The sequence below is a fragment of the Rhizobium sp. S152 genome (assembly GCF_030380735.1).
Lineage (GTDB): Bacteria > Pseudomonadota > Alphaproteobacteria > Rhizobiales > Rhizobiaceae > Rhizobium.
Map to the genome: position 1 here is coordinate 357,193 of NZ_JAUDRZ010000030.1, position 23,271 is coordinate 380,463.

The window sequence follows — 23,271 nt, forward strand, 5'->3', positions numbered from 1 at the left end:
TCGGCGTAATTTACCTATTTTTCAACTAAATACCGATAGTTTGCGACGATCGGTTTCTTCGAGCCGTGCCTCCGCGTGCTTTCTCTCGAGCGGTGGAGCGGTTGCCAGAACGGACTTAGGACGCGTGTCATGCCCAAACAGGTGATGATTGTAGAAGATAACGAGCTGAACATGAAGCTCTTTCGCGACCTGATCGAGGCGTCCGGCTACACCACGATCCAGACGCGCAATGGTATGGAAGCGCTGGACCTTGCCCGCAAGCATCGGCCGGACCTGATCCTCATGGATATCCAGCTCCCCGAGGTGTCCGGGCTCGAAGTCACCAAGTGGCTGAAGGAGGATGACGAGCTGCACGTCATTCCCGTCATCGCTGTTACAGCTTTTGCAATGAAGGGCGACGAGGAGCGCATCCGCCAGGGTGGATGCGAGGCCTATGTTTCCAAGCCGATTTCAGTTCCGAAATTTATCGAGACGATCAAGACCTATCTGGGCGATGCCTGACGCATCGGAAAGAAGCCAATGACCGCGCGAATTCTGGTGGTTGATGATATCCCGGCCAATGTGAAGCTGCTTGAAGCGCGGCTGGTGGCCGAGTATTTCGACGTGCTGACCGCCGCCGACGGCTACCAGGCGCTGGCGATTTGCGAGAAGAATCAGGTTGACCTCGTCCTGCTCGACATCATGATGCCAGGCATGGACGGCTTCGAGGTCTGCGAGCGCCTGAAGGCCAATCCAAAGACCGCGCATATTCCTGTCGTCATGGTCACGGCTCTGGATCAGCCGACTGATCGCGTGCACGGCCTTCGCGTCGGCGCCGACGATTTTCTGACCAAGCCGGTCAACGATCTGCAGCTGATTTCGCGCGTTAAGAGCCTGCTTCGCCTGAAGACATTGAGCGACGAATTGCGCATTCGTGCCGAGACGGCACAGACCATGGGCATCGACGAACTGCTGCGCACGAGCGAAGGGCGGGGCGAGGATGCCGGTCAGATCCTTTTGGTTGATGGTCGCGCCAATTCGCAGGAACGCATCGTCAAGGCGCTTAAACCGATCGCTGATGTATCGGCCATCTCCGACCCGCAGGCCGCGATTTTCGAGGCCTCGGAGCACCCTTTCGAGCTGGTGATCGTCAACGCTAACTTCGAGGATTACGATCCGCTCCGTCTCTGCTCGCAGCTCCGCTCGCTGGAGCGCACCCGCTTTCTGCCGATCCTGATCATCACGGAGCAGGGCGATGACGCGATGGTCGTCCGCGCGCTCGAACTTGGCGTCAACGACTACATCGTCCGTCCGGTCGACCCCAACGAACTGGTGGCCCGCAGTCTCACCCAGATGCGCCGCAAGCGCTACAACGATCGCCTGCGGGCAAGCGTCAAGGAAACGATCGAGCTCGCCGTCACTGATCCGCTGACCGGCCTCAGCAACAGGCGCTACCTCGACAATCACCTGAGCACGCTCTTCAATCGCTCTATGGCCCGCGGCCGGCCGCTGTCGGTGCTGCTGACCGATATCGACCGCTTCAAGCTGGTGAACGACACCTACGGCCACGACGCGGGCGATGATGTGCTTCGCGAGTTCGCAAGTCGCATCCGCTCGACGGTGCGCGGCGCCGACTTGGCTTGCCGCTACGGTGGCGAGGAATTCGTGGTGGTCATGCCCGACACGTCACCAGAGGTGGCCGCAGCCGTTGCCGAGAGACTGCGGGCGGCTGTCGAGACGGCGCCCTTTGTGCTCAAGCCTTCGGGGCAGGAGTTGCATATGACGGCCTCCTTCGGAATCTCCTCGCGGATAGCTTCCGTCATTACGCCGGGGCAATTGATGAAGCAGGCCGATCTCGCGCTCTACGAGGCAAAGAACGGCGGCCGGAACAGGGTCGTGGCGGCGGCCTGAAGAGCTGGAGCCCCAGCTAATCCACAGGATTCCCGGTTACGACCGGAGGTTTAAGCCTTGCGAGGCAAGCCATATCGTTGCCAAGTAGCTGCAAATCAAACCCGGCTATCTGCCCGTTCCCTCGCTGCGGAAACAAGCATTTCCTGCAGCTATCACCGAAAATTGTGAGATACGATCATCTTTTCGCCCGTGCTAACGGCGCACACGGTCAGCGAAAGCTTCGCCGGCTGGCGAGATGACGAAAATATTATTGAGATTTATTGGATGCGAGTACGGTCGCATGTGTACTATTCTTAGCCATTTGGATGACAACGCCGTTAAAAAGGCGTGCCAAAATTGTACTTTTAACCATGAAATCAAGCTGATAATTCTCACCCTTAAGAATTTGTTGATTTTCTTTCTATTTTGCGCAAATTATCGGCTCAGACGAAAAGAATACTTCGTCGCGGAATTCCGATACCCCATGATGCTCAGGTCCGCCGCATCTCCTGGGTCGTGGGGTCGGTCGGCTGGTACGCAACATCAGCGGTTCCTCGTGCCGCGTTGCATGCTGGCCGACCCCCTTTCAAGAAAACGCCGTCTGCCCGATGATGCGGGCAGGCGGCGTTTTTGTTTTTTCCTGTCCTCCCCGGCATTCGGGCATAAAAAAAGCGCGCAGCCATGTGGCGCGCGCTTTTGAAGTCCGGAGATCAAGAATTACTTGATCTTGGTTTCCTTGAACTCGACGTGCTTGCGCGCGATCGGGTCGTACTTGGTCTTCGTCATCTTGTCCGTCATCGTACGGCTGTTCTTCGTCGTGACGTAGAAAGAACCTGTGTCGGCTGTCGACAGCAGCTTGATTTTGATTGTTGTAGCCTTGGCCATGGTCGTCCTGCCTTTAATAAAATGAAAGCCGTGGAAGGCCGGATAGGCTCCACGGCAAATTCTGGCGCGAAACTACGAATCTAGCTCGAAAAGTCAAGCCCGCTTTCCAATGAAAAGAAGTCTTGCGGCCGAAAGCAGCGCATAAACGCCGAAGAACGCGGCAATCGCCCAGGCAAAACCGTTGTTGCCGGCCACATCGATCGCGGCGCCGATGACCTGCGGCCCTGCAACGGTGCCGACGGCGTAACAGAAAACGAAGGCGGCGTTGGCTGCGGCAAGGTCCGAGCCGGTCAGCCGCGAGCCCAGATGGCTGAGACCGACCGTGTAGAGACCGGCAACGCAGCCGCCCCAGAAGAGCAGCACACCGGCCATCAGCACCCAGCTGTGGACCAGGAACGGCAGCATCAGCGAGCCGATCAGGCCCATGAACGCCATGCCCGCCAGAAGCACGCGCTTGTCCTTGATGCGATCCGAAAGCAGCCCGACCGGGATCTGGAAGATCATGTTGCCGATCCCCATCACCGTCAGCAGTAGTGCCGCCTGCGATTCGGTGAAGGAGGCCCGCACCGCATAGATCGGAAACAGCGCAAGCCCGCCCGCCTCGACCGCGCCGAAAATGAAGACGGCTGCGGTCGCGCTCGGCACCAGAAAGACGTAGCGCATGAAATGCAGTTCCGGCTTCTCTTCCAGTACCGGGCTCTCGTAGCGGGCGATGAAGATGGGGATGGCGGCGACGAGGATCGCGCAGGCGCCGACCGCGAAGGGCAGAATGCCGTCGCTGCCCAGGATGGAAAACAGCAGCGGTCCCGCTGCGAAACCGAGCGACAGGACGGTCGCGTATATTCCGAGCACAAAGCCGCGCTTGGACGGCGGGGAGGCGGCGTTGATCCAGAACTCCGAAAGGATGAACAGCGTCGTCGTCGCGCCGTGGAAGGCAAATCGCAACGGAAACCACATCCAGAAGTCCATCGCGTAGTAAAAGCCGATAGCACTAACGGCGGAGACCAGCACGGCCCACATCATCGTTTGCGCGACGCCATAGGCATGAGCGAGCTTGGTGGTGATCGGTGCGGCCACCATGGCCGCAATACCGGCCATCGCCGTGTTGAGCCCGATCAGCGTTGATGGAATGCCGCGCTTTTCAAGAATGATGCTGAGAAGGGGAAGCCCCAGGCCGATCGCGATCCCGACCGCCGAGATCGCCGAAACAGCTGCCACCAGTGAAGGCCAATGAATTTCTTCGACATCGCCCGGTGTGCCGTTTCGCGGCTGAGACATCTATCAATCCTTAAAGAGCCAACGCGGAGAATCGCGCGCGGTCGAGCACATGGGAAGGCATGAGCGTGCCGAAGCCAAATGACGGACTGTGCTTTACAAGATGAACGGCGCCGGCGGCAAGAACCTGAATGATGTCGGCTATCTTCATTCGGCGATATGCTTACCGTGTACGAGAGGTGACGCCGCACGATGAGGCGCTTTGTATGAGCGCCCCACTACACGTGAAATGTGTCGGCAAGGTGAATGGTGGAAAGGCACTTAACGCCGACGGCCGGGGATCTCGTATTCGTCATGGCTGTCGTCATGTCCGCCGAAGCCATGCATCTTCAGAGCCCACTGCAGCCCGATGACACCGCCCTTGATCGGCTGAAGGATCAGAAGCGTCACAAGCAGCGTGATCGGTGTCCAGATCAGGAAGGTCAGCCACAGCGGGATCGGCCACACCATGTCGGTCATCATGTAGCCCGCGATGACGATATGGCCGACGACGACGACGGTCAGATAGGCCGGCAGGTCGTCGGCGCGGTGATGATACATCGCTTCGCCGCACGCGGCGCAATTGTCGACCGGCTTCAGGAATGCCCGGAAGAGCTTGCCGCTGCCGCAATGCGGGCAGCGGTTGAGCATGCCACGCTTGATGGAACGACCCAGGGGACGCCCGCTCTCTTCGCTTCCACCGTAGTGAACCGTCTGGTCGCTTGCGGGCATCGTCATGGTCGTTTCCTTTTCCGGCGTCCCTACACGCCTATCGCCGCCCTCTTGGCGGCCTTGTTCCGGCCTTCTTGCGCGCCGCGCTGGCATCGCGCCGGCCCGCCTTGTGGAACGAACGTACGGCGGTGGGCATCTTGCGCCCCTCGCTGATCATCTCGAAGCGCAGCGCGCCTGCCAGCGGGATCGCCTCGGCGAGCCTTACCGTGACACTGTCCCCCAGGCGATAGCCGAGACCGGTCTTTTCGCCAGACAGTGCCTGGTGCGCCTCATCATAGATGAAGTAGTCCATTCCCAGTGTAGATATAGGAATGAAGCCGTCCGCTCCATAGTCCGGCAGGGCGACAAATAGTCCCGATTTCGTCACACCTCCTATGCGCCCCTCGAATTCCTCGCCGACGCGGCCGGCAAGGTGGTGGGCGATAAGGCGGTCGACCGTCTCGCGTTCGGCGGCCATCGCACGGCGCTCGAAGGTCGAGATTTCGGCAGCGATGTCGTCAAGCGAGGCTTCCTCGTCGGGCGTGATCCCGCCTTCGCCGAGGCCGAGCGAACCAACGAGCGCGCGGTGCACGATAAGGTCGGCATAGCGGCGGATCGGCGAGGTGAAGTGCGCATACTTCATCAGGTTCAGGCCGAAGTGCCCGATATTCTCGGGGCTGTAGATCGCCTGGCTCTGCGAGCGCAGCACCATCTCGTTGACCATCGTCTGGTGCGGCGTGTCCTTGGCCTTGTCGAGAATGACGTTGAAGTTGTTCGAGCGCATGTTGCCGCCCTTGGCGAGCGAAATGCCGAGCGTCGCCAAAAACTCGCGCAGCACTTCCTGCTTGGCGAGCGTCGGGCCGTCGTGGATGCGGTAGATCAGAACCTGCTTCTTCTTCTCAAGCGTTTCCGCGGCCGCGACGTTGGCCTGGATCATCATCTCTTCGATCAGCTTGTGCGCGTCGAGACGCGGCGGCACCACGACACGGTCCACCGTGCCGTCGGGCTTGAGCAGGATCTTGCGCTCGGGCATGTCGAGTTCCAGCGGCTGGCGCCGGTCGCGTCCGCGCGTCATCACCTTGTAGGCGTGCCACAGTGGCTTCAGTATCGGTTCCAGCAGCGGCCCGGTCTTGTCGTCGGGCTGGCCGTCGATCGCCGCCTGCGCCTGCTGGTAGGAGAGCTTGGCAGCGCTGCGCATCATGATCCGGTGGAAGGTATGGCCGATCTTGCGGCCTTCTTTCGAAAACGTCATGCGCACGGCAAGGGCAGGGCGCTCCACGCCTTCGCGCAGCGAACAGAGGTCGTTTGAAATCCGCTCCGGCAGCATCGGCACGACACGGTCGGGGAAGTAGACCGAATTGCCGCGCTTCAGCGCTTCGCGGTCGAGCGGCGAGTTGGGACGGACATAGTAGGACACATCGGCGATCGCGACGGTGACGATCACGCCGTCGATGTTGTCGGGCGACGGGTCCATCTCCGCATAGACGGCGTCGTCATGATCCTTGGCATCGGGCGGATCGATGGTGACCAGCGGCACGTCGCGCCAGTCCTCTCGATGCGACATGGTCGCGGGCTTCGCGTCATCCGCTTCCGCGACGACGGCCGGCGGGAAGATGTTCGGAATGCCGTGCGCATGGATGGCAATCATCGAGATCGCCTTCTCGGAGCCGACCGATCCTACGATCGACAACACCTTGGCGCGGGCAAGGCCGAAGCGACCGAGCCGCGCGACTTCGACTTCGACGAGATCGCCGTCCTTGGCGCCGCCGGTATAATCGGGGTCGATCACCATTTCTTCGCCGCGCCGCTCGATCGGCAGCAGGCGTCCGGCACCGCCCGGCGCCTCCTTGAACACGCCCATGCTGGCTGTCCGGCGTTTGTCGAGAACCTTGATGATGCGGGCGCTGTAGGCAGGACCGCCGCGGTCGGCGGCCGGGAAGATTTTCGCAAGAACGCGGTCGCCCATGCCGGCGACAGGTGCCTTGCCCTTGCCGTTGCGGCCGGCGGGAGAGCTCGACTGCCGGATCGCCACGGCGGGCGCCACGCCCTGCTCGTCCGGCCATTCGGCCGGGCGGCCGATCAGTTCGCCGTCCTTGTCGCGGGTTGTGATGTCGAGCACCGTCACCGGCGGCAGCGCGCCCGGACGGATGAGCGATTTCCGCGTCTTCTGCAGCATGCCTTCCTGCTCAAGCTCCTGCAGCAGACGCTTGAGATCGACACGGCTGTCGCCCTTCAGGCCGAAGGCTCGGGCGAGCTCGCGCTTGGACGCCTTCTGCGGATGGTCGGCGATGAAGCGAAGGATGACTTCGCGAGAGGGCAGGGATCCGTGCTGAATGTTGAGCGGTTCGACGGCAGGCGCCTTGCTTGCGTTTCCAGCCTTGTGAGGGCGCTTGCCCTTGCCCTTGCCCTTGCCCTTCGAGTTCTCGCGCGGAATTCTGCTCACTCTTCGCTCTTTTTCTTCTTGGCCGGTACTTTGGCTTTCGCCTTCGGCTTGGCCGCCGCCTTGGCGGGCTTTGCATCGTCGGCTGCCGCGGCCTTGGTCTTGGCCTTCGGCTTCGCCTTGCTCTTGGTTGCCGGCGCCTTGCCGGCCTTGGCCGTGATCAGCGCAACCGCTTCCTCGACCGTCAGTGCCTGCGGATCCGTGCCCTTCGGCAGTGTCGCGTTGACTTTGCCCCAGTTGACGTAGGGACCGTACTTGCCGTCGCGCACGGTGATCGCGCCGCCGCCATCGGGGTGCTCGCCGAGCTCCTTCAGAGCCGCCGCTGCCGTGCGTCCGCGTCCGCCGGGACCCTTCGCGGCCTTCTCGGCAATCACGGTCACGGCGCGGTTGAGGCCGATGCTAAAGACATCCTCGACGCTCTCCAGATTGGCGTAGCCGCTATCATGCAGCAGGAATGGCCCATAGCGGCCGATACCTGCGGAGATCATCTTGCCGGATTCCGGGTGCTTGCCGATGTCGCGCGGCAGCGAGATAAGCGCCATCGCCTTCTCGTAATCGATATCCTCGGGTTTCCAGCCCTTCGGCAGCGACGAGCGCTTGGCTTCCTTGCCGTCGCCCCGCTGCACGTAAGGTCCGAAGCGACCGGACCGCAGCGTCAGCTCCTCGCCCGTCACGGGATCGGTGCCGAGATTTTTTGGCTCGTTCAGCGCCGCACCTTCGGCCTCCGCGCCACCTTCGGTGGAAAGCTGGCGGGTGTAGTTGCACTCAGGGTAGTTCGAGCAGCCGACGAAGGCGCCGTACTTGCCAAGCTTCAGCGACAGGTTGCCCGTTCCGCAAACCTGGCAGATGCGCGGATCACTGCCGTCCTCGCGCTTCGGAAACACCAGCGGAGCCAGCGATTCGTTCAGCGAATCCAGCACGTTGGTAACGCGCAGTTCCTTGGTGTCCTCGATCTGCGCGAAGAAATCCTGCCAGAAGTCGCGCAGAACCTGCTTCCAGTTCAGCTCGCCCGCGGAAATCCGGTCGAGCTTCTCTTCCAAATCCGCAGTGAAATCATACTCGACATACTTGGTGAAGAAGCTTTCGAGGAATGCCGTCACCAGTCGTCCCTTGGAATGCGGGATGAGCTTGCGCTTGTCGATGATCACATATTCGCGGTCGCGCAGCGTCGCCAGCGTCGCGGCATAGGTCGAGGGGCGGCCGATGCCGAGCTCTTCCATCTTCTTGATCAGCGAGGCTTCCGAATAGCGCGGCGGCGGTTCGGTGAAGTGCTGGCTCGAATTGATCTTCTGCTTGGCGAGGTTCTCGCGGGCATTGATCTCCGGCAGGCGGCCATCCTCGTCGCCGTCGTCGCTCTGCTCGCCGTCTTCCTTCTGGTCGGTATAGGCGGCGATGAAGCCGTCGAAGCGGATGACGGAGCCGACGGCGCGCAGTCCGGCCTTTTCGCCGTTGTTGTCGGCGGTGATTTCGGCGGTCGTGCGCTCGATTTCGGCAGACGCCATCTGGCTGGCGATGCCGCGCTTCCAGATCAGGTCGTAAAGCCTGAGCTGGTCGGCATCGAGAAACTGGCGAACCTTGTCCGGCGAGCGGTTGAAGTCCGTCGGGCGGATGGCTTCGTGCGCTTCCTGGGCGTTCTTAGCCTTGGTCGAATAGAAGCGTGCCTTCTCCGGCAGGTAGCGCTGGCCGAACTGGTCGACGATGGCGCCACGCGCCGCATCGATCGCCTCGGGCGCCATCTGCACGCCGTCGGTACGCATATAGGTAATGAGACCGACCGTCTCGCCGCCGATATCGAAACCTTCATAGAGCTTCTGCGCCACCTGCATGGTGCGCGATGCCGAGAAGCCGAGCTTGGAGGAGGCGGCCTGCTGCAGCGTGGAGGTTGTGAAGGGTGGTCCCGGGTTGCGCTTGACGGGCTTTGCCTCGACGGTGTCGACGACATAGGAAGCGCCTTCGAGCAGAGCCTTAAGCTTGCCGGCCTCGTCGCCGTTGCCGATCGCGCGCGGCTGCAACCGCTTGCCATTTGCCGCAACCAGCTTGGCTTCGAACTCGTCACCGCGCGGTGTCTTCAGCAGCGCCGAGATATTCCAGTATTCCTCGGAGACGAAACGCTCGATCTCGGATTCACGGTCGCAGACGAGACGGAGCGCCACCGACTGGACACGGCCCGCAGATCGTGCGCCGGGCAGCTTGCGCCACAGCACCGGAGATAGGTTGAAGCCGACGAGATAGTCGAGCGCGCGGCGCGCCAGATAGGCGTCGACCAGCGGCACGTCGATATCGCGCGGTTCGGCCATCGCATCGAGCACGGCCTTCTTGGTGATGGCGTTGAAGACGACGCGCTTGACGGTCTTGCCGCCGAGCACGCGCTTCTTGTTGAGCATGTCGAGCACATGCCAGGAAATCGCTTCACCTTCGCGATCAGGGTCGGTTGCGAGAAACACGCCGTCGGAGGACTTCACCGCGTCGGCGATGTCCTTCATGCGCTTGGCCGATGCTCCATCGACCTCCCACAGCATTTCGAAGTCCTGATCCGGGAGAACCGAGCCGTCCTTGGCTGGCAAATCGCGCACGTGGCCGAAGGAGGCGAGCACCTTGTATCCGGAGCCCAGATACTTGTTGATCGTCTTTGCCTTGGCAGGCGATTCTACCACTACAACATTCATCATGATTCTCTAAAAAGGGTGTCGGGCCGGCTGATAGGCATACAGAATCCCTGCCATGACATGGTCGCCGGTTCTCCGACATGGACAGGTAAATCGTTTCGGTCAAGTGGTTTGCATGTATTTTTACCGATTGCAACGTGTTGCAACCAAAACGGGATATGCGACATATTGCAATTAAAGATAAATGCGGTATCGTTTTTAGAGTGTGGTTTTAGCGGTGCTTTAAAGCGGGTCCTCTCCTTCATCAGAGACTAATTCATGGTGGGCAAGTTCGCAAAGAAAGATAACGGGCGGTCGAACTCGCGCGACAATATTGCCTTCATCAAGCAGATGTTGGCCGAGTTGCGTCAGGTAGCGGAAAAAGAGCACGCCGATATGCTCTGCTATCTTATCGAAATGGCCTATGTCGAAGCCGGTGACTTGCATGCCCGTATGTAGTCACTCAAATATCCATCGCAAGTGACACGAGCCCGCCGGGATGCCGGTGCAACCGCCCGGCGATATCCAGTTCCAGCAACACGAGATAGACAGATGATGCCGGCAGACCGGTGTGGCGAATGATATCGTCAATCTCGACAGGTGTCGGGCCGAGCGCGTCCGTGATGCGCGAACGGTCGCTTTCATCGGGCGGCATCATAGAGGCGCCGCTACCGTGATCGGGCTCCTCCGCAACCGGTGCCGAAAACAGATCGAGCTGCGAGATCGGCGCCAGTGCCTCAATGACGTCCTCGGGCCCCGTGACGATCATTGCTCCGTCTTTCAGCAGGCCGTTCGTGCCATGGCAGCGCGGGTCGAGTGGTGAGCCCGGCACGGCGAAGACCAGCCGTCCGAATTCCCCAGCAAGCCGCGCCGTGATCAGCGAACCCGAACGCGTCGCCGCTTCGACCACGACGACGCCGAGCGAGATGCCCGCGATAAGCCGGTTGCGTCTCGGAAAATCCCGCGCCCGTGGCTCCCAGCCGAACGGCATTTCGCTGACCGCAAGCCCGTTTCCATCCCATATCTCCTCAAGCAAACCGGCGTTCTCGGGCGGATAGGGTTGGTCAAGTCCGCCGGCGATGGCGGCGACCGTTCCGGTGTCCATACTGGCGCGATGCGCTGCCGTATCGATGCCGCGCGCCAGACCGGAAACAACGGTGTAGCCGGCACGGCCGCAATCCCGGGCGACCATGGCGGCAAACTTCGCGCCCGATATCGAGGCGTTGCGGGATCCCACGATGCCGACGGCCGGCTGCGCGACGGCCGCTAAGTTCCCTTTTACCGCCAGCAATGGCGGCGCGCCGTCGATCTGTCGCAATGCCTGGGGGTATTCGGGTTCGCCGATGCCGACGAACCGCGCGCCGAACCGATGGGCGATTTCCAGCTCACGCTGCACCTCGGCTTCCGTCGTGATCCGAATCGACCGCGTGGCGCCGCCGCGCGCGGAGAGTTCGGGGAGGGCGGCAAGCGCCGTTTCCGCGGAGCCGAAATGGTTGATAAGGTCGCGAAAGGTGGCAGGCCCGACATTGTCGGATCGGATCAGCCGCAGCCACGCCAACCGTTGCCGGTCCGTCAGCGCAATTCCCTTTGGCCTTGCGCTGCGTGCGTCCATCCTATCCCTTCGCCCCGATCTTGCTTTCCGTGCCGTTGATGAGACGGCTGATGTTGGCTCGGTGCTTCCAATAGGAGATCACGGTCATGATCGCCATGATGGCTGCAACCTTCTCTGCACCCAGTATCCACAATGCAACCGGAATGACAAGCATGGCGACGAGCGCCGAAAGAGAAGAGTAGCGGGTCACAAAAGCGACGCCCAGCCAGACCGCCGCGAAGGCAAGAACCATCAACGGGGCAACGCCGAGAAGCGTGCCGATATAGGTGGCGACACCCTTGCCGCCCTTGAAGCCGATCCAGACGGGGAAGAGGTGTCCGATGAAGGCAAAGAAGCCGGCGATGATCGCCGCCTCGGGGCCGAAGAAATAGGAGACGATCCACGCCGCCGCCGATGCTTTCAGCGCGTCGAGCAGCAGCGTCGCCGCCGCAAGCTTCTTGTTTCCCGTTCTTAGAACATTCGTCGCGCCGATATTGCCGGAGCCGATGCTGCGCACGTCGCCGAGCCCGGCCGCGCGTGTCAGGATCAGCCCGAACGGAATGGATCCCAGCAAATAACCGATGGCGGCGGCCGCCAGCGTGATTTGCCAGGTGATCTGCCACGTCATGAGATCAGCGCCCATGTTCCCCCACTTGTCTTCTTATAGTGTATGCACGCACTTGCCCGCGACATAGGTCGCGACCGCGCGTCCGCTGAAGCGCGCGTCTTCGAACGGCGTGTTCTTCGAGCGCGAGAGAAGCATGTCCTTGGCGACAATCCAAGGCTCTTCGAGATCGATCAGCACGATATCCGCCTTGGCGCCGGGCTTCAGCGTACCGGCATCGAGACCGAAGATCTGCGCCGGACGCGTCGACATGGCATCGATCAGGCGCATCAGCGTCACATGCCCGCTGTGGTGCAGGCGAAGGGCTGCCGCCAGCATGGTCTCAAGCCCGACAGCACCGTCGGCAGCCTCGCCGAAGGGGAGCCGTTTGGTGTCGACGTCCTGTGGGTCGTGCGAGGAGACGATGATGTCGATCGCCCCGCGCGCCAGCGCATCCACCATCGCCACGCGGTCGTCTTCCGAACGCAGCGGCGGATAGAGCTTGAAGAAGGTACGGTACTCGCCGATGTCGTTTTCGTTGAGCGCCAGATTGTTGATCGAGATGCCGCAGGTGACAGTCGCGCCACGGCTCTTCGCCAACTCGATCGCCTCGACGGATTCGGGCACCGAGATCATAGCCGCGTGGTACTTGCCGCGCGTCAGCTTGGCGATGCGCAGGTCGCGCTCCAGCGGGATCAGTTCGGTCTCGCGCGGAATGCCGCTGAGGCCGAGCCAGCTTGCGAACAGCCCCTCGTTCATGACGCCGCCGGCGGCCAGATGCTGGTCGCGCGTCTCGCAGGAGATTACCGCGCCGAATTCGCGCGCATAGGTCATCACCCGGCGCAGCACCTGCGCGTCGTGAATGCTGGAGCGACCGTCGGTAAAGGCTACCGCGCCGGCCTCCATCAGCATGCCGATCTCGGTCATTTCCTCGCCAGCGAGACCCTTGGTGATCGCCGCTGCCGGATAGACATTGACCAGCGCCTTGTCGCGGGCGGTCTTCTTTACGAACTCCACCAGAGCGATGTCGTCGATCACGGGATCGGTATCGGGCATCATGATGATCGAGGTCACGCCGCCCGCAGCCGCTGCCCGGCTGGCGGAATCGATCGTTTCGCGATGCTCGGCGCCCGGCTCGCCGATATGGACGCGCGCATCCACCAGTCCAGGCGCCGCGACAAGCCCGCTGCAGTCGCGCACGGTCGCACCTGCGGGCACAGCCTCGTTCAGCGCATCCTTGCCCGAAGCGACGATAACGCCGTCCTTGACGATGATTGTTCCGACCTCGTCGAGATTGCGCGAGGGATCGATGATGCGAACGTTCCTGAAGACGATCGAGTTGCTCATGCGCCGGCTCCTTCGCTGCGGGGACCCTGGTTCTGAGAGATCAGCAGCGTTTCCATCACGGCCATGCGCACGGCGACACCCATTTCGACCTGTTCGGCGATCACGCTCTGCGGCCCGTCCGCGACCTCGGAGGCGATTTCCACCCCTCGGTTCATCGGCCCGGGGTGCATGACCAGCGCATCCTCCTTCGCCGCCTTCAGCGTTTCCGCGTCGAGGCCGTAGAAGTGGAAATATTCACGCACGGACGGCACGAAGGCGCCGGACATGCGCTCGCGCTGCAGCCGGAGCATCATCACGACGTCGGCGTCCTTCAGGCCTTCCTTCATCGAGTGGAAGACCTCGACACCCATGTCGGCGATCCCTGATGGAAGCAGCGTCGCCGGCGCCACGACGCGAACCCTGGCACCCATGGCGTTGAGCAGCAGGATATTGGAGCGCGCCACGCGCGAGTGCAGCACGTCGCCGCAGATGGCGACGATGATGCGTGACAGCTTGCCCTTGGCCCGGCGGATCGTCAGCGCGTCGAGCAGCGCCTGCGTCGGATGCTCGTGCTGGCCGTCGCCGGCATTCACCACCGAGCAGGACACCTTCTGCGCCAGGAGGGCCGCGGCGCCCGCGCTCGAGTGCCGGATAACAAGCACGTCGGGCCGCATCGCGTTCAGCGTCATCGCCGTGTCGATCAGCGTTTCGCCCTTCTTAACCGAGGAGTTGCCGACCGACATGTTCATCACGTCGGCGCCGAGGCGCTTGCCGGCGAGCTCGAAAGAGGCCTGCGTGCGGGTGGATGCCTCGAAAAACAGATTGATCTGCGTCAGCCCCCTGAGGGTCGACGTCTTCTTCTCTCTCTGTCGACTGATCTTGACGGCCTCGTCGGCCTTGTCGAGGAGAAAGGTGATATCCTGCTCTGTGAGCCCTTTGATACCGATGAGGTGGCGGTGGGGAAAGAAGACCATGAACCTGCCTCTATGCTGTCGTCTGCGGCTCTATAAAGAGTGCGTGCGGCGGCGGCAAGCATGCGCTGTGGGCAAACCGCGCTCTCCCCCTGCAATTTTCCGGGAATTCCGCTAAGGAGGAGCGACGGGAATCCGAACTTCCGGTTTCCCTTTGCCTGGCTCTTGCACTAGAAGCGATTCATGACCCCCGCCGAAGAAAAACTCGCCGAACTGAACCAGCCGAGCCTGTGGTCCGGAATCAACGCCTATCGGTCCGATCCGCTGATCGTCGATCTGACCGGCACGCTGCCGCGTGGCATTCGCGACGATCTCGACAACATGGGCCGCTACGTGACGTCGCCGGAAGCACAGGAACTGGCGCGCATGGCCAATCAGGGCGTGCCGCAGCTGCGCACTCATGGCCCGCGCGGCGAACGCCTCGATGTCGTCGAGTTTCACCCGGCCTGGCACGCCTTGATGCGCCGCTCGATGTCGGCTGGCCTTCATTCCTCCGTTTGGGATCCGCAGGCCGATACCGACGCCAAGGATCAGGCCCACAAGGTCCGCGCCGCCCGCTTCTATCTGACCGCGCAGCTCGAGAGTGGGCACCTTTGCCCGCTCACGATGACAAGCGCCTCCGTGGCGGCTCTTTCGGCTTCCCCCGCTGTCCAGAAGGACTGGGCGCCCAAGATCCTGTCGCGCAAGTACGACTCGACCAATAAACCCGCCATGCAGAAGTCGGCCGTGACGATCGGCATGGGCATGACCGAAAAGCAGGGCGGTACCGACGTTCGCGCCAACAAGACGGCGGGCGAAAAGGTCAGTGAAGGCATTTACCGGCTGTCCGGCCACAAGTGGTTCATGTCGGCGCCGATGAGCGACGCCTTCATCATGCTGGCGCAGACCAAGGAAGGCATGGGCTGCTTCCTGGTGCCGCGCCTGCTGGAGGATGGCTCCGCCAACGGGCTGCAGTTCCAGCGCCTGAAGGACAAGGTCGGCAACCGCTCCAATGCATCGGCCGAGGTCGAGTTCAACGATACCTTCGGCTTCCTGCTCGGCGGCCCCGATGCCGGCGTGCGCACCATTCTCGACATGGTCACGCTGACACGGCTCGATTGCGCGCTCGCCTCATCAGGCATCATGCGCGCGTCGCTCGCCGAGGCCGTGCACCACACCCGTGGCCGCAGCGTCTTCGGCAAGATGCTGGTCAGCCAACCGATCATGACCCGCGTGCTCGCCGACATGGCGCTCGACGTCGCCGCCGCGACAGCACTTTCCTTCCGGCTCGCCGACGCCTTCGACCGCGCGCGCGGCAGCGCCGAAGAGGCGGCCTATGCCCGCGTCATGACGCCGGTCGCCAAATACTGGTGCTGCAAGATAGCCCCGGCGCTGATCTACGAGGCGATGGAGTGCATCGGCGGCAGCGGCTATATCGAGGAGCGCCCGATCGCCCGCCATTATCGTGAGGCCCCGGTCAATGCGATCTGGGAAGGCTCCGGCAATGTCATGGCGCTCGATGTGCTCCGCATCCTCAACCGCGGCAAGGACCTGTTCGAAACCGTCTTCGCCGGTCTCGCCCGCGATCTCGGCCCGGCCGGCAAGAAGACCATCGACGTGCTGCGCGCCGCCATGGCGCTCTGCGAGCGTGACGAGGGCGCCGCCCGTCTGCTCGTCGAGCAGCTGGCGCTCGCGGCCGGTGCCGCCGAACTCTATCGTCTGGGGGCAGGGCGCATCGCCGATGCCTTTATCGAAACCCGTCTCGCCGGCGGCTGGCGCTCCACCTACGGCATGCTCGATAGCCGTTTCGACGCCAGCTACATTGTCGATCTCCTCTATCCGCCGGCAAGCTGATGACAATCCTGCGCCCGGCTCGGCTCGCTGATCTCGAACAGATTTACGGCATTTCGCTGATGACCGGCGATGCCGGCAAGGACGCGACGCCTTTGCATCGCGACGGCAAGCTGATTGGCCATATCTACTCGGCACCCTATGTCACGTTGAGCCCGGAGGCCGCCTTCGTCGCCGAGGACGATGAGGGCGTAGCCGGCTACATCGCCGGCGCCTATGATACGCTGGCCTTCCATGCGCTGCTCGAACGCGAGTGGTGGCCGGCACTCCGCGCCGCCTATCCTGAGCCGCAGGGTGATCCCGCGTTGTGGGATGCCGACCAGAGCCGCATCGCCGCGATCCATCATCCGTCTTTCGCACCCGCTGCCGTCATCGACGCGTTTCCCGCCCACATCCACATGAACCTGCTGCCGCGCCTGCAGGGGCAGGGGATCGGCACCCGACTTCTCGATCTCTGGCTCGCGACGGCGCGGGACGCCGGCGTCAAGGCCGTGCATCTCGGCGCGAACGCCAACAATGCGGGCGGAATCCGCTTCTGGAGCTCACGCGGCTTCGAACGTCTCGGGCCGCCTTTGGTCGCGCCGTCCGAGCGCAGCGTCTGGTTCGGCCAGAGGCTCTAAGTTCGACGCGCTTGTCTCCGCACGGTGACTGTTGGGCTCGTAACGGTTGAAGCGCAACCTATCCACAGCATTTCAAGGGCTTGTCCGTTGCCGCTTCCGGGGTGCGTTGCTACTCACCGGGAAGTGACAAATCGGACCTGAGTCTCTCATGCTGAACGATCCCATGGTGCTGACGCCCATCGTCGCTGCCGAACCGGAGAAACGAATCCGCGATCGTAGCGCGACCGAAAAGGCGATCCTCAACGCCGCCAAAGCGCTGCTGGCCGAGGAGGGCTTCCAGAATTTCGGTATCAACGCCGTCGCCCGGCGTGCCGGCTGCGACAAGCAGCTGATCTATCGCTACTACGGCGGCTTGAACGGCTTGGTGGAGGCGATCGGCGCCGATCTAGGCACCTGGGTGAAGGACCGCATTCCTGAAGATACCGGCGGCATGTTCCTCTTGACCTACGGCGACCTGATGGAGCGCCTGTCGCTGCTGTTCCTCGAGGCCCTGCGCGACGACCCGCTTGTGCTACGCATCGTTGCCTGGGAAGTATCCGAGAATACCGAGCAGGTGAGACGCCTTTCCGAAGCCCGCTCGAAGGCGCTTGGCCTCTGGCTGGAGCGGATGCGTGGCTCGCTGACGCCGCCGAAGGGCGTCGATGCCATCGCCGTCAACGCGATTCTCTTCGCGGCGATCCAGCATATCGTGCTCTCTGCCTCCGCTGCCGAGCAATGCGCGGGTCTGGCGCTCAAGACGGCGAAGGATTGGGAGAAGGCGGCAACCGCGCTGAAGCGCATCGTGCGCGGCGTTTACGGCTGATCGGCGGGCTCACTTTCCACAGGCAGTCCGTCGGCCGTTAACCTTAACAAATGGTTTACATTGCGCCGGCGGCGTTAAGGCGACAGGGTACCGGAAGTCCAAAATGTCTGGTGTCTGGAACCATGGGAACGAAAATCGCGAGAATAGCGTTTCTCGTCGCCGCGATCATGTTTTTCGCGGTCCTTGCATTGGATATCGCCGTTCCGGCGGCCGTCCTCAGCCTCATGGCATTGTCGACTTGGCTTGTTTCCTTTGAACGGCCATCGTTACGAAGAGAAAGAAGAGCGACCGCATGAAGTGGTTCCTGATCTTCTGGGCCGGCCCGATCGTCTTTCTGTCGGGGTGGTACTGGCTTTCCTATTATGACATGAGCTTCGGCATCTTCATGCTGACGCGTCAGGCACACGACCTCACGTTCCAGGTCTATGCCAACATTCTCGGTATTCCGGCGGAAACCATTCCGCCGCTGGTGGTGCGTGCGGTCGTCGTCGATAGCCTCGTCGTCTTCGCAATCATGGCCTTTCGCCGCCGCCGCAAGATCACCGCATGGTGGCAGGGACGTCAGGCGTCCAAGTCGCGGGAAGCCTCTCTGGCCAGCGACGAGAGCCTGTCAAGCGCTCCCTGAAGAATAAAGCTCGCGGCCGCCGAATCGATGCGTCCGGCCCGCTTGGCTCGCGAGACGTCCATTTCCAGCAACGCCCGCTCGGCAGCCACCGTCGACAACCGTTCGTCCCAGTAGACGAAGGGCAGCGCCGTCTTCTGCTCCATGTTGCGAACAAAGGCGCGCGTGGCCTGAACACGCGGTCCCGCCGATCCGTCCATATTCATCGGCAGGCCGATGACGAAGGCTGCGACCTTCTCCTTTTCCGCGAAAGCCAGCAAAACCTCGGCATCGATGGTGAACTTCTCGCGCCGGATGACCGGCCGCGGCGTCGAGAAGCGTCGGCCGAGATCCGACATGGAAAGCCCGATCGTCTTGGTGCCGAGGTCGAGACCGGCGATGGCCTGTCCCGGCTGCAGCACGGCGGCCAGTTCCTCGATCGTCAGCACCGTCATCGTCGTTTCATCCCGTCAAAAGAAATTGAAGCCTCGACCGCTTTTCTTTGCGGCGGTATCGGTTATCTCCATAACCATCGAAGCAGGCTTTTGCATCACTTAATAAAAGGACAGATTTCATGAAGATCACTTGGCTAGGCCACGCGGCATTCCGCATCGAGACCGCGAAGGCGACCATCCTTCTCGACCCGTTCCTGACGCATAACGGTTCGTTCGCCGGCCAGGACATCAAGGACGTCACCGCTGGCGTCACCCACATCCTGCTCACCCACGGCCACGGCGACCATGTCGGCGATACCGTCGCCATCGCCAAGGAAACCGGCGCCGTCGTTCTCGCCAACGCCGATCTGGCGGCCTGGCTCGGCTCCAAGGGCCTGGATAAGATCGAGATGGGCAACACCGGCGGCACGGTTCCGCTCACCGGCTTCTCGGCCACCTTCACCAACGCACTGCACTCCTCCGCACAGATCACCGAGGACGGCGTCTCCCACGCGCTCGGCAACGCCAACGGCCTGATGCTGCATTTCGACGACGAAGCCTCGATTTTCGCCATGGGCGACACCGACATCTTCTCCGACATGGCGCTGATCAACGAGCTGCACCAGCCCGATATCGGCCTCGTCCCTGTCGGCGACCGCTTCACCATGGGCGGCGCTGTGGCGGCGCTCGCCTGCCAGCGCTACTTCAACTTCAAGACCGCAATCCCCTGCCACTACGGCACTTTCCCGATCATCGACCAGACGCCCGAAAAGTTCGTCGCCGGCATGGAAGGCTCGAAGACCGAGGTGAAGGCGATCAAGCCGAGTGAGAGCGTCGTCCTCTGAAGTATTAGCGCTCCGACCCGACTTGAAAGGGCGGAAATCTGAATGAACGAAAGGCCATGCCCGTTGCACAGAGCGGGCATGGCCTTTATAGCGGGTGGGAAAATCCCATCCGGAGAATATGATGTCCGTTGACCTAGCCACCGTTAAGCGCGTTGCGCGCCTTGCCCGTATTGCCGTCTCCGAAGATGAGGCAAACCGCATGGTCGGCGAGTTGAATGGGATCTTGGGCTTTGTCGAGCAGCTCTCCGAAGTCAATGTCGAAGGCGTCGAGGCCATGACCTCGGTCACGCCGATGCTGATGAAGAAGCGCACCGACGACGTCACCGACGGCAACAAGGCCGCCGATATCGTCTCCAACGCGCCCGTTACCGATCAGAATTTCTTCCTGGTGCCCAAAGTCGTCGAATAAGGCCTATCGCCGCTTTCCGACTCCGTTGCCATTCAAGATTTGAAGCGAACCATCATGAGCGAACTCACCAGCCTGACCATTGCCGAAGCCCGCACCAAGCTGCGCGCCAAGGAAATCAAAGCAACCGAACTCACCGAGGCCTATATCTCGGCGATCGAGGCGGCCAACGACAAGCTCAACGCCTATATCAAGGTGACGCCGGAAAAGGCGCTGCAGATGGCTGAAGCCTCCGACGCGCGTCTTGCCAGCGGGAAGGGCGGCGAGCTCGAGGGCATCCCGCTCGGCATCAAGGATCTCTTCGCCACCGAAGGCATCCACACCCAGGCCTGCAGCCACATCCTCGACGGCTTCAAGCCGCATTACGAATCGACCGTCACCCAAAACCTGTGGGACGACGGCGCCGTCATGCTCGGCAAGCTGAACATGGACGAGTTCGCCATGGGCTCCTCCAACGAAACCTCGCACTACGGTCCGGTCATCAACCCCTGGCGCGCCGAGGGCTCCAACCAGCAGCTCGTACCCGGCGGCTCCTCGGGCGGCTCTGCCGCTGCCGTGGCAGCGCATCTCTGCGCCGGTGCCACCGCCACCGACACCGGCGGCTCGATCCGCCAGCCTGCCGCCTTCACCGGCACCGTCGGCATCAAGCCGACCTACGGTCGCTGCTCGCGCTGGGGCACGGTCGCCTTCGCCTCGTCGCTCGACCAGGCCGGCCCGATCGCCCGCGACGTCCGCGACGCCGCCATCCTCCTGAAGTCGATGGCCTCGGTCGACGCCAAGGACACGACCTCGGTCGATCTGCCGGTTCCCGATTACGAAGCCGTGCTCGGCCAGTCGCTCAAGGGCATGAAGATCGGCATTCCGAACGAGTACCGCGTCGATGGCATGCCGGACGAGATCGAGACGCTCTGGCAGCAGGGCATCGCCTGGCTGAAGGATGCCGGCGCGGAGATCGTCAACATCTCGCTGCCGCACACCAAGTACGCCCTGCCGGCCTACTACATCGTCGCGCCTGCCGAGGCATCGTCGAACCTCGCGCGCTACGACGGCGTGCGCTACGGCCTGCGCGTCGACGGCAAGGATATTGCCGATATGTACGAGAAGACCCGCGCCGCCGGTTTTGGCCAGGAGGTCAAGCGCCGCATCATGATCGGCACTTACGTTCTGTCGGCCGGCTATTACGACGCCTACTACATCCAGGCGCAGAAGGTCCGCACGCTGATCAAGCGGGACTTCGACCTCGCGTTCCACGCCGGCGTTGACGCCATCCTGACGCCCGCGACCCCATCTTCGGCCTTCGGCGTTGCCGACGAGGATCTGGCGTCCGATCCGGTCAAGATGTACCTCAACGACATCTTCACCGTCACGGTCAACATGGCCGGCCTGCCGGGCATCGCCGTCCCCGCCGGCCTCGACCACAAGGGCCTGCCGCTCGGCCTGCAGCTGATCGGCAAGCCGTTCGAGGAAGAAACGCTCTTCAAGACGGCTCATGTGATCGAGCAGGCCGCCGGCCGCTTTGCGCCGGCCAAGTGGTGGTAAGCGCGTTCGAGACTTGACACATTGCTTCGCCGACCAAATCCTGGTCGGCGAAGTTCGTTTTGCGCCCCTGTGAAGCCCTGGCTTCGGGTGGATGATTGAAGGAGGAATTCATGGCATCGGAGACTATGCCCCTCATCGAGGCATTCAATCGTCTGGCTTCCGTGGATTTCGCCATGGGAGTCGAATGGGAGGCTGTCCACGATCTCTGCCAGGCGCACGAGGGAGAGCAGGCGTTCGATTGGGGCCACGCACTCTGCCACCGTATCGAGGGCGACGAGTGGAATGCCGGCTACTGGTACCGGCGGGCGGGCAAGCCCGTTGCTGAGGGCTCGTTCGCTGATGAGTGGGCGGCGATGCGAGCGGGATTGCTGGCATGACACGAAAACGGCGCCCTCACGGCGCCGTTTCCTGTTCAGCGGTTGTCGAGCTGCGACCTGACGAGCCTTAGTCCCCGCTCGGTGATACGATAGGGCTGGCCGGTTTGCGATCTGATCGCCTTCAGCCGCTTGAGGCGGCGAAAGAGATCTAGGTCGAAGCCGGGATAGATCCACCCGTCGCGGGTGAAGCAACTGACGGCTTCTATCTTTCGTCTGTCGTCACGTTCGATTTCGATGCGGCCGCCTTGGGCGAGCAGGTGCAGGATGCGCTGCTCCGTACGTGAAATGTCCATTGGAATGTTGATCCGGTCTTGCGCCATGACGGCGCGTAAAAACGATCTGGCGCCGGTCAGGCGTCAGGGCTTCGTTTTTGTTCGGGCCCGTGCGCGCAGCAAAACTGCGGGCAGGGCCTCTACCGGGTCTCTGATGACGAGCTCAACATCAGAATTTGATAAAATGACGGGGCCGCGCCGTCAAGTTTCCGCTTTGAGCGGCAGGTGTGGGAAAGCCCGGGTTTTCTGAACCCAAGCTTTGATAAAGCGCCGATTCGGTGATTTAATTTCCTGGAAACGCGGAGGTCTCTTTGATCCACATTCGCAACGGGCGCGAAGGCGAAGGCGAGCTTTTGGGCGAGATAGGCGTCAGGGCCTGGCGCAAGGCCATGACACCGATCGGCGAGGCGGACGCCATGGTCGAAGCGGCGCGCAGCGCCTTCCTGAATTTCGCCGGGAGTCGCTGGCTGACCATTACCGTCATCGAGTGGAACGGACAGGCTGCCGGTTGGGCGGCACGTGAGGCGCTGGACGAAAACATATCCGACTTCTGGGTCGATCCCGATTTTACCGGCCATGGCCTTGGCTCCGCGCTCCTGGCGGCGTTGGAAAAGGAAATGGTGGAGCAGGGGCTGGACAAGGCCCAGATGCAGACGCATTCGGGCAATGTCGAGGCGATCGGCTTTTTTCAGAAGAACGATTACGTCATCCACTGGCTTTCGGTCGCCTATAATCCGAAGCTCGATCGCGATGTGCCCTCGGTCGGCCTGTCTAAATCGCTGGTGAACGAAGATCCCGGTCTTTACGGCTCCGCCTAGATCAGCTTCGACAGACGCTCCGCTATCGGGGGACCGAAGCCCATCAAGGCAGCGGCAAGCCAGGCCATCAGCAGCATTGCTATAACTATATGAAGCACGACAATTGTCCTCAGGGACGATCGGAACGGCTCCTTCACTGTCTTGTGTCGAAGCATTCGCTGCGCGCTCACCGCACCGGGCGTGCCGCCGAAAAAGGCGAGCCACAGAAGCGTGCTCTCGCTGATCCGCCATCGGCCGTGCCGCGCGGCCTGCTTGTCGATGAAATAGGCGGAGAACACCACGGCATTCCACGCGGCGAAGAGGGCGGCAAGTTTGATGATGGTAGTAGAGGGCATCGGGCGATCTTAGCGTCCCGTCGTTAACAACCGAAAAATCGGCCCGCTGGAGGCTGAACGGCGGGTCGTGCGACGCTGAAAGCCTTGCACCGACAA

Annotated in this window: 25 protein-coding genes; 12 read left to right on the forward strand and 13 right to left on the reverse strand. The window is 62.1% G+C overall.

Translation table 11 applies throughout. From position 1 onward, the window contains the following. Window positions 1–129 precede the first annotated feature (129 nt). Entirely contained in the window at window positions 130–501 is a 372-nt protein-coding gene (locus tag QTL95_RS26460) for a response regulator (RefSeq protein ID WP_003547430.1), read from the forward strand. Between the two features lie 18 nt (window positions 502–519). Beyond that, a complete protein-coding gene (locus QTL95_RS26465; protein WP_289722815.1) occupies window positions 520–1,890 on the forward strand; it encodes a PleD family two-component system response regulator in 1,371 nt (456 codons plus the stop codon). A 696-nt stretch (window positions 1,891–2,586) separates the two neighbouring features. Here QTL95_RS26465 and rpmG read toward each other — a convergent pair. The 6 genes from rpmG to topA all read right to left on the reverse strand — a co-directional run bounded on the left by rpmG (window position 2,587) and on the right by topA (window position 9,825). Beyond that, complete coding sequence (rpmG, locus tag QTL95_RS26470) at window positions 2,587–2,754, reverse strand: 50S ribosomal protein L33 (RefSeq protein ID WP_018900182.1); 168 nt, start codon at window positions 2,752–2,754, stop codon at window positions 2,587–2,589. 93 nt (window positions 2,755–2,847) lie between these two features. Continuing rightward, window positions 2,848–4,032, reverse strand: a complete 1,185-nt coding sequence (locus tag QTL95_RS26475) for an MFS transporter (protein WP_289722816.1) — start codon at window positions 4,030–4,032, stop codon at window positions 2,848–2,850. A 10-nt stretch (window positions 4,033–4,042) separates the two neighbouring features. After that, window positions 4,043–4,180 (reverse strand): hypothetical protein, encoded by a 138-nt coding sequence (locus QTL95_RS26480; RefSeq protein WP_289722817.1) that lies wholly within the window; start codon window positions 4,178–4,180, stop codon window positions 4,043–4,045. Between the two features lie 110 nt (window positions 4,181–4,290). After that, window positions 4,291–4,746: a DUF983 domain-containing protein gene (locus QTL95_RS26485; RefSeq protein WP_289722818.1), complete on the reverse strand. Its 456-nt coding sequence runs from the start codon at window positions 4,744–4,746 to the stop codon at window positions 4,291–4,293. A gap of 31 nt (window positions 4,747–4,777) precedes the next feature. Next, on the reverse strand, window positions 4,778–7,162 hold the full coding sequence (rnr, locus tag QTL95_RS26490; protein ID WP_289722819.1) for a ribonuclease R: 2,385 nt from the start codon (window positions 7,160–7,162) through the stop codon (window positions 4,778–4,780). Continuing rightward, on the reverse strand, window positions 7,159–9,825 hold the full coding sequence (topA, locus tag QTL95_RS26495; protein ID WP_289723176.1) for a type I DNA topoisomerase: 2,667 nt from the start codon (window positions 9,823–9,825) through the stop codon (window positions 7,159–7,161). Before topA ends, rnr begins: the two co-directional genes overlap by 4 nt. 258 nt (window positions 9,826–10,083) lie before the next feature. On the opposite strand from topA, the gene QTL95_RS26500 reads away from it, so the two are divergent. Next, window positions 10,084–10,263, forward strand: a complete 180-nt coding sequence (locus tag QTL95_RS26500) for a hypothetical protein (protein ID WP_289722820.1) — start codon at window positions 10,084–10,086, stop codon at window positions 10,261–10,263. Between the two features lie 4 nt (window positions 10,264–10,267). Here QTL95_RS26500 and dprA read toward each other — a convergent pair whose 3' ends face one another. Genes dprA through QTL95_RS26520 form a run of 4 tightly spaced genes read right to left on the reverse strand, consistent with a single transcriptional unit; the run spans window position 10,268 to window position 14,299 of the window. Continuing rightward, a complete protein-coding gene (gene dprA / locus QTL95_RS26505) occupies window positions 10,268–11,416 on the reverse strand; it encodes a DNA-processing protein DprA (protein ID WP_289722821.1) in 1,149 nt (382 codons plus the stop codon). A gap of 1 nt (window position 11,417) precedes the next feature. Further along, window positions 11,418–12,038, reverse strand: coding sequence for a glycerol-3-phosphate 1-O-acyltransferase PlsY (gene plsY / locus QTL95_RS26510; RefSeq protein ID WP_289722822.1), 621 nt, complete (start codon window positions 12,036–12,038; stop codon window positions 11,418–11,420). 18 nt (window positions 12,039–12,056) lie between these two features. Next, a complete protein-coding gene (locus QTL95_RS26515; protein WP_289722823.1) occupies window positions 12,057–13,346 on the reverse strand; it encodes a dihydroorotase in 1,290 nt (429 codons plus the stop codon). Next, complete coding sequence (locus tag QTL95_RS26520) at window positions 13,343–14,299, reverse strand: aspartate carbamoyltransferase catalytic subunit (RefSeq protein ID WP_112425349.1); 957 nt, start codon at window positions 14,297–14,299, stop codon at window positions 13,343–13,345. Before QTL95_RS26520 ends, QTL95_RS26515 begins: the two co-directional genes overlap by 4 nt. Before the next feature lie 180 nt (window positions 14,300–14,479). On the opposite strand from QTL95_RS26520, the gene QTL95_RS26525 reads away from it, so the two are divergent. From QTL95_RS26525 to QTL95_RS26540, 4 genes are all read left to right on the forward strand, one after another. Further along, window positions 14,480–16,129, forward strand: a complete 1,650-nt coding sequence (locus QTL95_RS26525; RefSeq protein WP_289722824.1) for an acyl-CoA dehydrogenase family protein — start codon at window positions 14,480–14,482, stop codon at window positions 16,127–16,129. Then, complete coding sequence (locus tag QTL95_RS26530) at window positions 16,129–16,746, forward strand: GNAT family N-acetyltransferase (RefSeq protein ID WP_289722825.1); 618 nt, start codon at window positions 16,129–16,131, stop codon at window positions 16,744–16,746. The genes QTL95_RS26525 and QTL95_RS26530 overlap by 1 nt, the downstream gene beginning before the upstream one ends. A gap of 148 nt (window positions 16,747–16,894) precedes the next feature. Further along, window positions 16,895–17,548 carry a TetR/AcrR family transcriptional regulator gene (locus tag QTL95_RS26535; protein ID WP_289722826.1) on the forward strand — a complete coding sequence of 218 codons (654 nt, stop codon included), beginning with the start codon at window positions 16,895–16,897 and terminating at the stop codon, window positions 17,546–17,548. A gap of 292 nt (window positions 17,549–17,840) precedes the next feature. After that, the gene (locus QTL95_RS26540; protein ID WP_289722827.1) at window positions 17,841–18,173 is read left to right on the forward strand and encodes a DUF6105 family protein; all 333 of its coding nucleotides are present in this window, start codon (window positions 17,841–17,843) and stop codon (window positions 18,171–18,173) included. On the opposite strand, the gene ruvX is transcribed toward QTL95_RS26540, so the two are convergent. Then, window positions 18,110–18,604: a Holliday junction resolvase RuvX gene (gene ruvX / locus QTL95_RS26545; protein WP_289722828.1), complete on the reverse strand. Its 495-nt coding sequence runs from the start codon at window positions 18,602–18,604 to the stop codon at window positions 18,110–18,112. The two genes, QTL95_RS26540 and ruvX, sit on opposite strands and share 64 nt — an antisense overlap. Window positions 18,605–18,723: 119 nt before the next feature. Between ruvX and QTL95_RS26550 the strand changes: the two genes are divergently transcribed. From QTL95_RS26550 to QTL95_RS26565, 4 genes are all read left to right on the forward strand, one after another. After that, entirely contained in the window at window positions 18,724–19,428 is a 705-nt protein-coding gene (locus tag QTL95_RS26550; RefSeq protein ID WP_289722829.1) for a metal-dependent hydrolase, read from the forward strand. Window positions 19,429–19,549: 121 nt separating this feature from the next. Continuing rightward, window positions 19,550–19,837, forward strand: a complete 288-nt coding sequence (gatC, locus tag QTL95_RS26555; RefSeq protein ID WP_018900164.1) for an Asp-tRNA(Asn)/Glu-tRNA(Gln) amidotransferase subunit GatC — start codon at window positions 19,550–19,552, stop codon at window positions 19,835–19,837. Between the two features lie 54 nt (window positions 19,838–19,891). Next, window positions 19,892–21,373: an Asp-tRNA(Asn)/Glu-tRNA(Gln) amidotransferase subunit GatA gene (gatA, locus tag QTL95_RS26560; protein ID WP_289722830.1), complete on the forward strand. Its 1,482-nt coding sequence runs from the start codon at window positions 19,892–19,894 to the stop codon at window positions 21,371–21,373. 110 nt (window positions 21,374–21,483) lie between these two features. Next, entirely contained in the window at window positions 21,484–21,750 is a 267-nt protein-coding gene (locus QTL95_RS26565) for a hypothetical protein (RefSeq protein ID WP_289722831.1), read from the forward strand. Between the two features lie 35 nt (window positions 21,751–21,785). Here the strand turns inward: QTL95_RS26565 and QTL95_RS26570 are convergent, their stop codons facing one another. Beyond that, entirely contained in the window at window positions 21,786–22,043 is a 258-nt protein-coding gene (locus tag QTL95_RS26570; protein WP_289722832.1) for a YjhX family toxin, read from the reverse strand. Window positions 22,044–22,333: 290 nt separating this feature from the next. Between QTL95_RS26570 and QTL95_RS26575 the strand changes: the two genes are divergently transcribed. Beyond that, window positions 22,334–22,840, forward strand: coding sequence for a GNAT family N-acetyltransferase (locus tag QTL95_RS26575; RefSeq protein ID WP_289722833.1), 507 nt, complete (start codon window positions 22,334–22,336; stop codon window positions 22,838–22,840). On the opposite strand, the gene QTL95_RS26580 is transcribed toward QTL95_RS26575, so the two are convergent. Then, entirely contained in the window at window positions 22,837–23,175 is a 339-nt protein-coding gene (locus QTL95_RS26580; protein ID WP_289722834.1) for a DUF1294 domain-containing protein, read from the reverse strand. The two genes, QTL95_RS26575 and QTL95_RS26580, sit on opposite strands and share 4 nt — an antisense overlap. Window positions 23,176–23,271 lie beyond the last annotated feature (96 nt).

Bases quoted from the DNA above. Each gene is read 5' to 3' on its own strand.
- QTL95_RS26460 (WP_003547430.1), top strand. From the start codon at position 130: ATGCCCAAACAGGTGATGATTGTAGAAGATAACGAGCTGAACATGAAG.
- QTL95_RS26565 (WP_289722831.1), top strand. From the start codon at position 21,484: ATGGCATCGGAGACTATGCCCCTCATCGAGGCATTCAATCGTCTGGCT.
- QTL95_RS26500 (WP_289722820.1), top strand. From the start codon at position 10,084: ATGGTGGGCAAGTTCGCAAAGAAAGATAACGGGCGGTCGAACTCGCGC.
- gatC (WP_018900164.1), top strand. From the start codon at position 19,550: ATGTCCGTTGACCTAGCCACCGTTAAGCGCGTTGCGCGCCTTGCCCGT.
- QTL95_RS26580 (WP_289722834.1), bottom strand. From the start codon at position 23,175: ATGCCCTCTACTACCATCATCAAACTTGCCGCCCTCTTCGCCGCGTGG.
- QTL95_RS26535 (WP_289722826.1), top strand. From the start codon at position 16,895: ATGCTGAACGATCCCATGGTGCTGACGCCCATCGTCGCTGCCGAACCG.
- ruvX (WP_289722828.1), bottom strand. From the start codon at position 18,604: ATGACGGTGCTGACGATCGAGGAACTGGCCGCCGTGCTGCAGCCGGGA.
- QTL95_RS26475 (WP_289722816.1), bottom strand. From the start codon at position 4,032: ATGTCTCAGCCGCGAAACGGCACACCGGGCGATGTCGAAGAAATTCAT.
- QTL95_RS26465 (WP_289722815.1), top strand. From the start codon at position 520: ATGACCGCGCGAATTCTGGTGGTTGATGATATCCCGGCCAATGTGAAG.
- QTL95_RS26540 (WP_289722827.1), top strand. From the start codon at position 17,841: ATGAAGTGGTTCCTGATCTTCTGGGCCGGCCCGATCGTCTTTCTGTCG.
- QTL95_RS26525 (WP_289722824.1), top strand. From the start codon at position 14,480: ATGACCCCCGCCGAAGAAAAACTCGCCGAACTGAACCAGCCGAGCCTG.
- QTL95_RS26570 (WP_289722832.1), bottom strand. From the start codon at position 22,043: ATGGACATTTCACGTACGGAGCAGCGCATCCTGCACCTGCTCGCCCAA.
- QTL95_RS26520 (WP_112425349.1), bottom strand. From the start codon at position 14,299: ATGGTCTTCTTTCCCCACCGCCACCTCATCGGTATCAAAGGGCTCACA.
- QTL95_RS26485 (WP_289722818.1), bottom strand. From the start codon at position 4,746: ATGACGATGCCCGCAAGCGACCAGACGGTTCACTACGGTGGAAGCGAA.
- plsY (WP_289722822.1), bottom strand. From the start codon at position 12,038: ATGGGCGCTGATCTCATGACGTGGCAGATCACCTGGCAAATCACGCTG.
- QTL95_RS26480 (WP_289722817.1), bottom strand. From the start codon at position 4,180: ATGAAGATAGCCGACATCATTCAGGTTCTTGCCGCCGGCGCCGTTCAT.
- gatA (WP_289722830.1), top strand. From the start codon at position 19,892: ATGAGCGAACTCACCAGCCTGACCATTGCCGAAGCCCGCACCAAGCTG.
- rpmG (WP_018900182.1), bottom strand. From the start codon at position 2,754: ATGGCCAAGGCTACAACAATCAAAATCAAGCTGCTGTCGACAGCCGAC.
- QTL95_RS26515 (WP_289722823.1), bottom strand. From the start codon at position 13,346: ATGAGCAACTCGATCGTCTTCAGGAACGTTCGCATCATCGATCCCTCG.
- topA (WP_289723176.1), bottom strand. From the start codon at position 9,825: ATGAATGTTGTAGTGGTAGAATCGCCTGCCAAGGCAAAGACGATCAAC.
- QTL95_RS26550 (WP_289722829.1), top strand. From the start codon at position 18,724: ATGAAGATCACTTGGCTAGGCCACGCGGCATTCCGCATCGAGACCGCG.
- QTL95_RS26530 (WP_289722825.1), top strand. From the start codon at position 16,129: ATGACAATCCTGCGCCCGGCTCGGCTCGCTGATCTCGAACAGATTTAC.
- dprA (WP_289722821.1), bottom strand. From the start codon at position 11,416: ATGGACGCACGCAGCGCAAGGCCAAAGGGAATTGCGCTGACGGACCGG.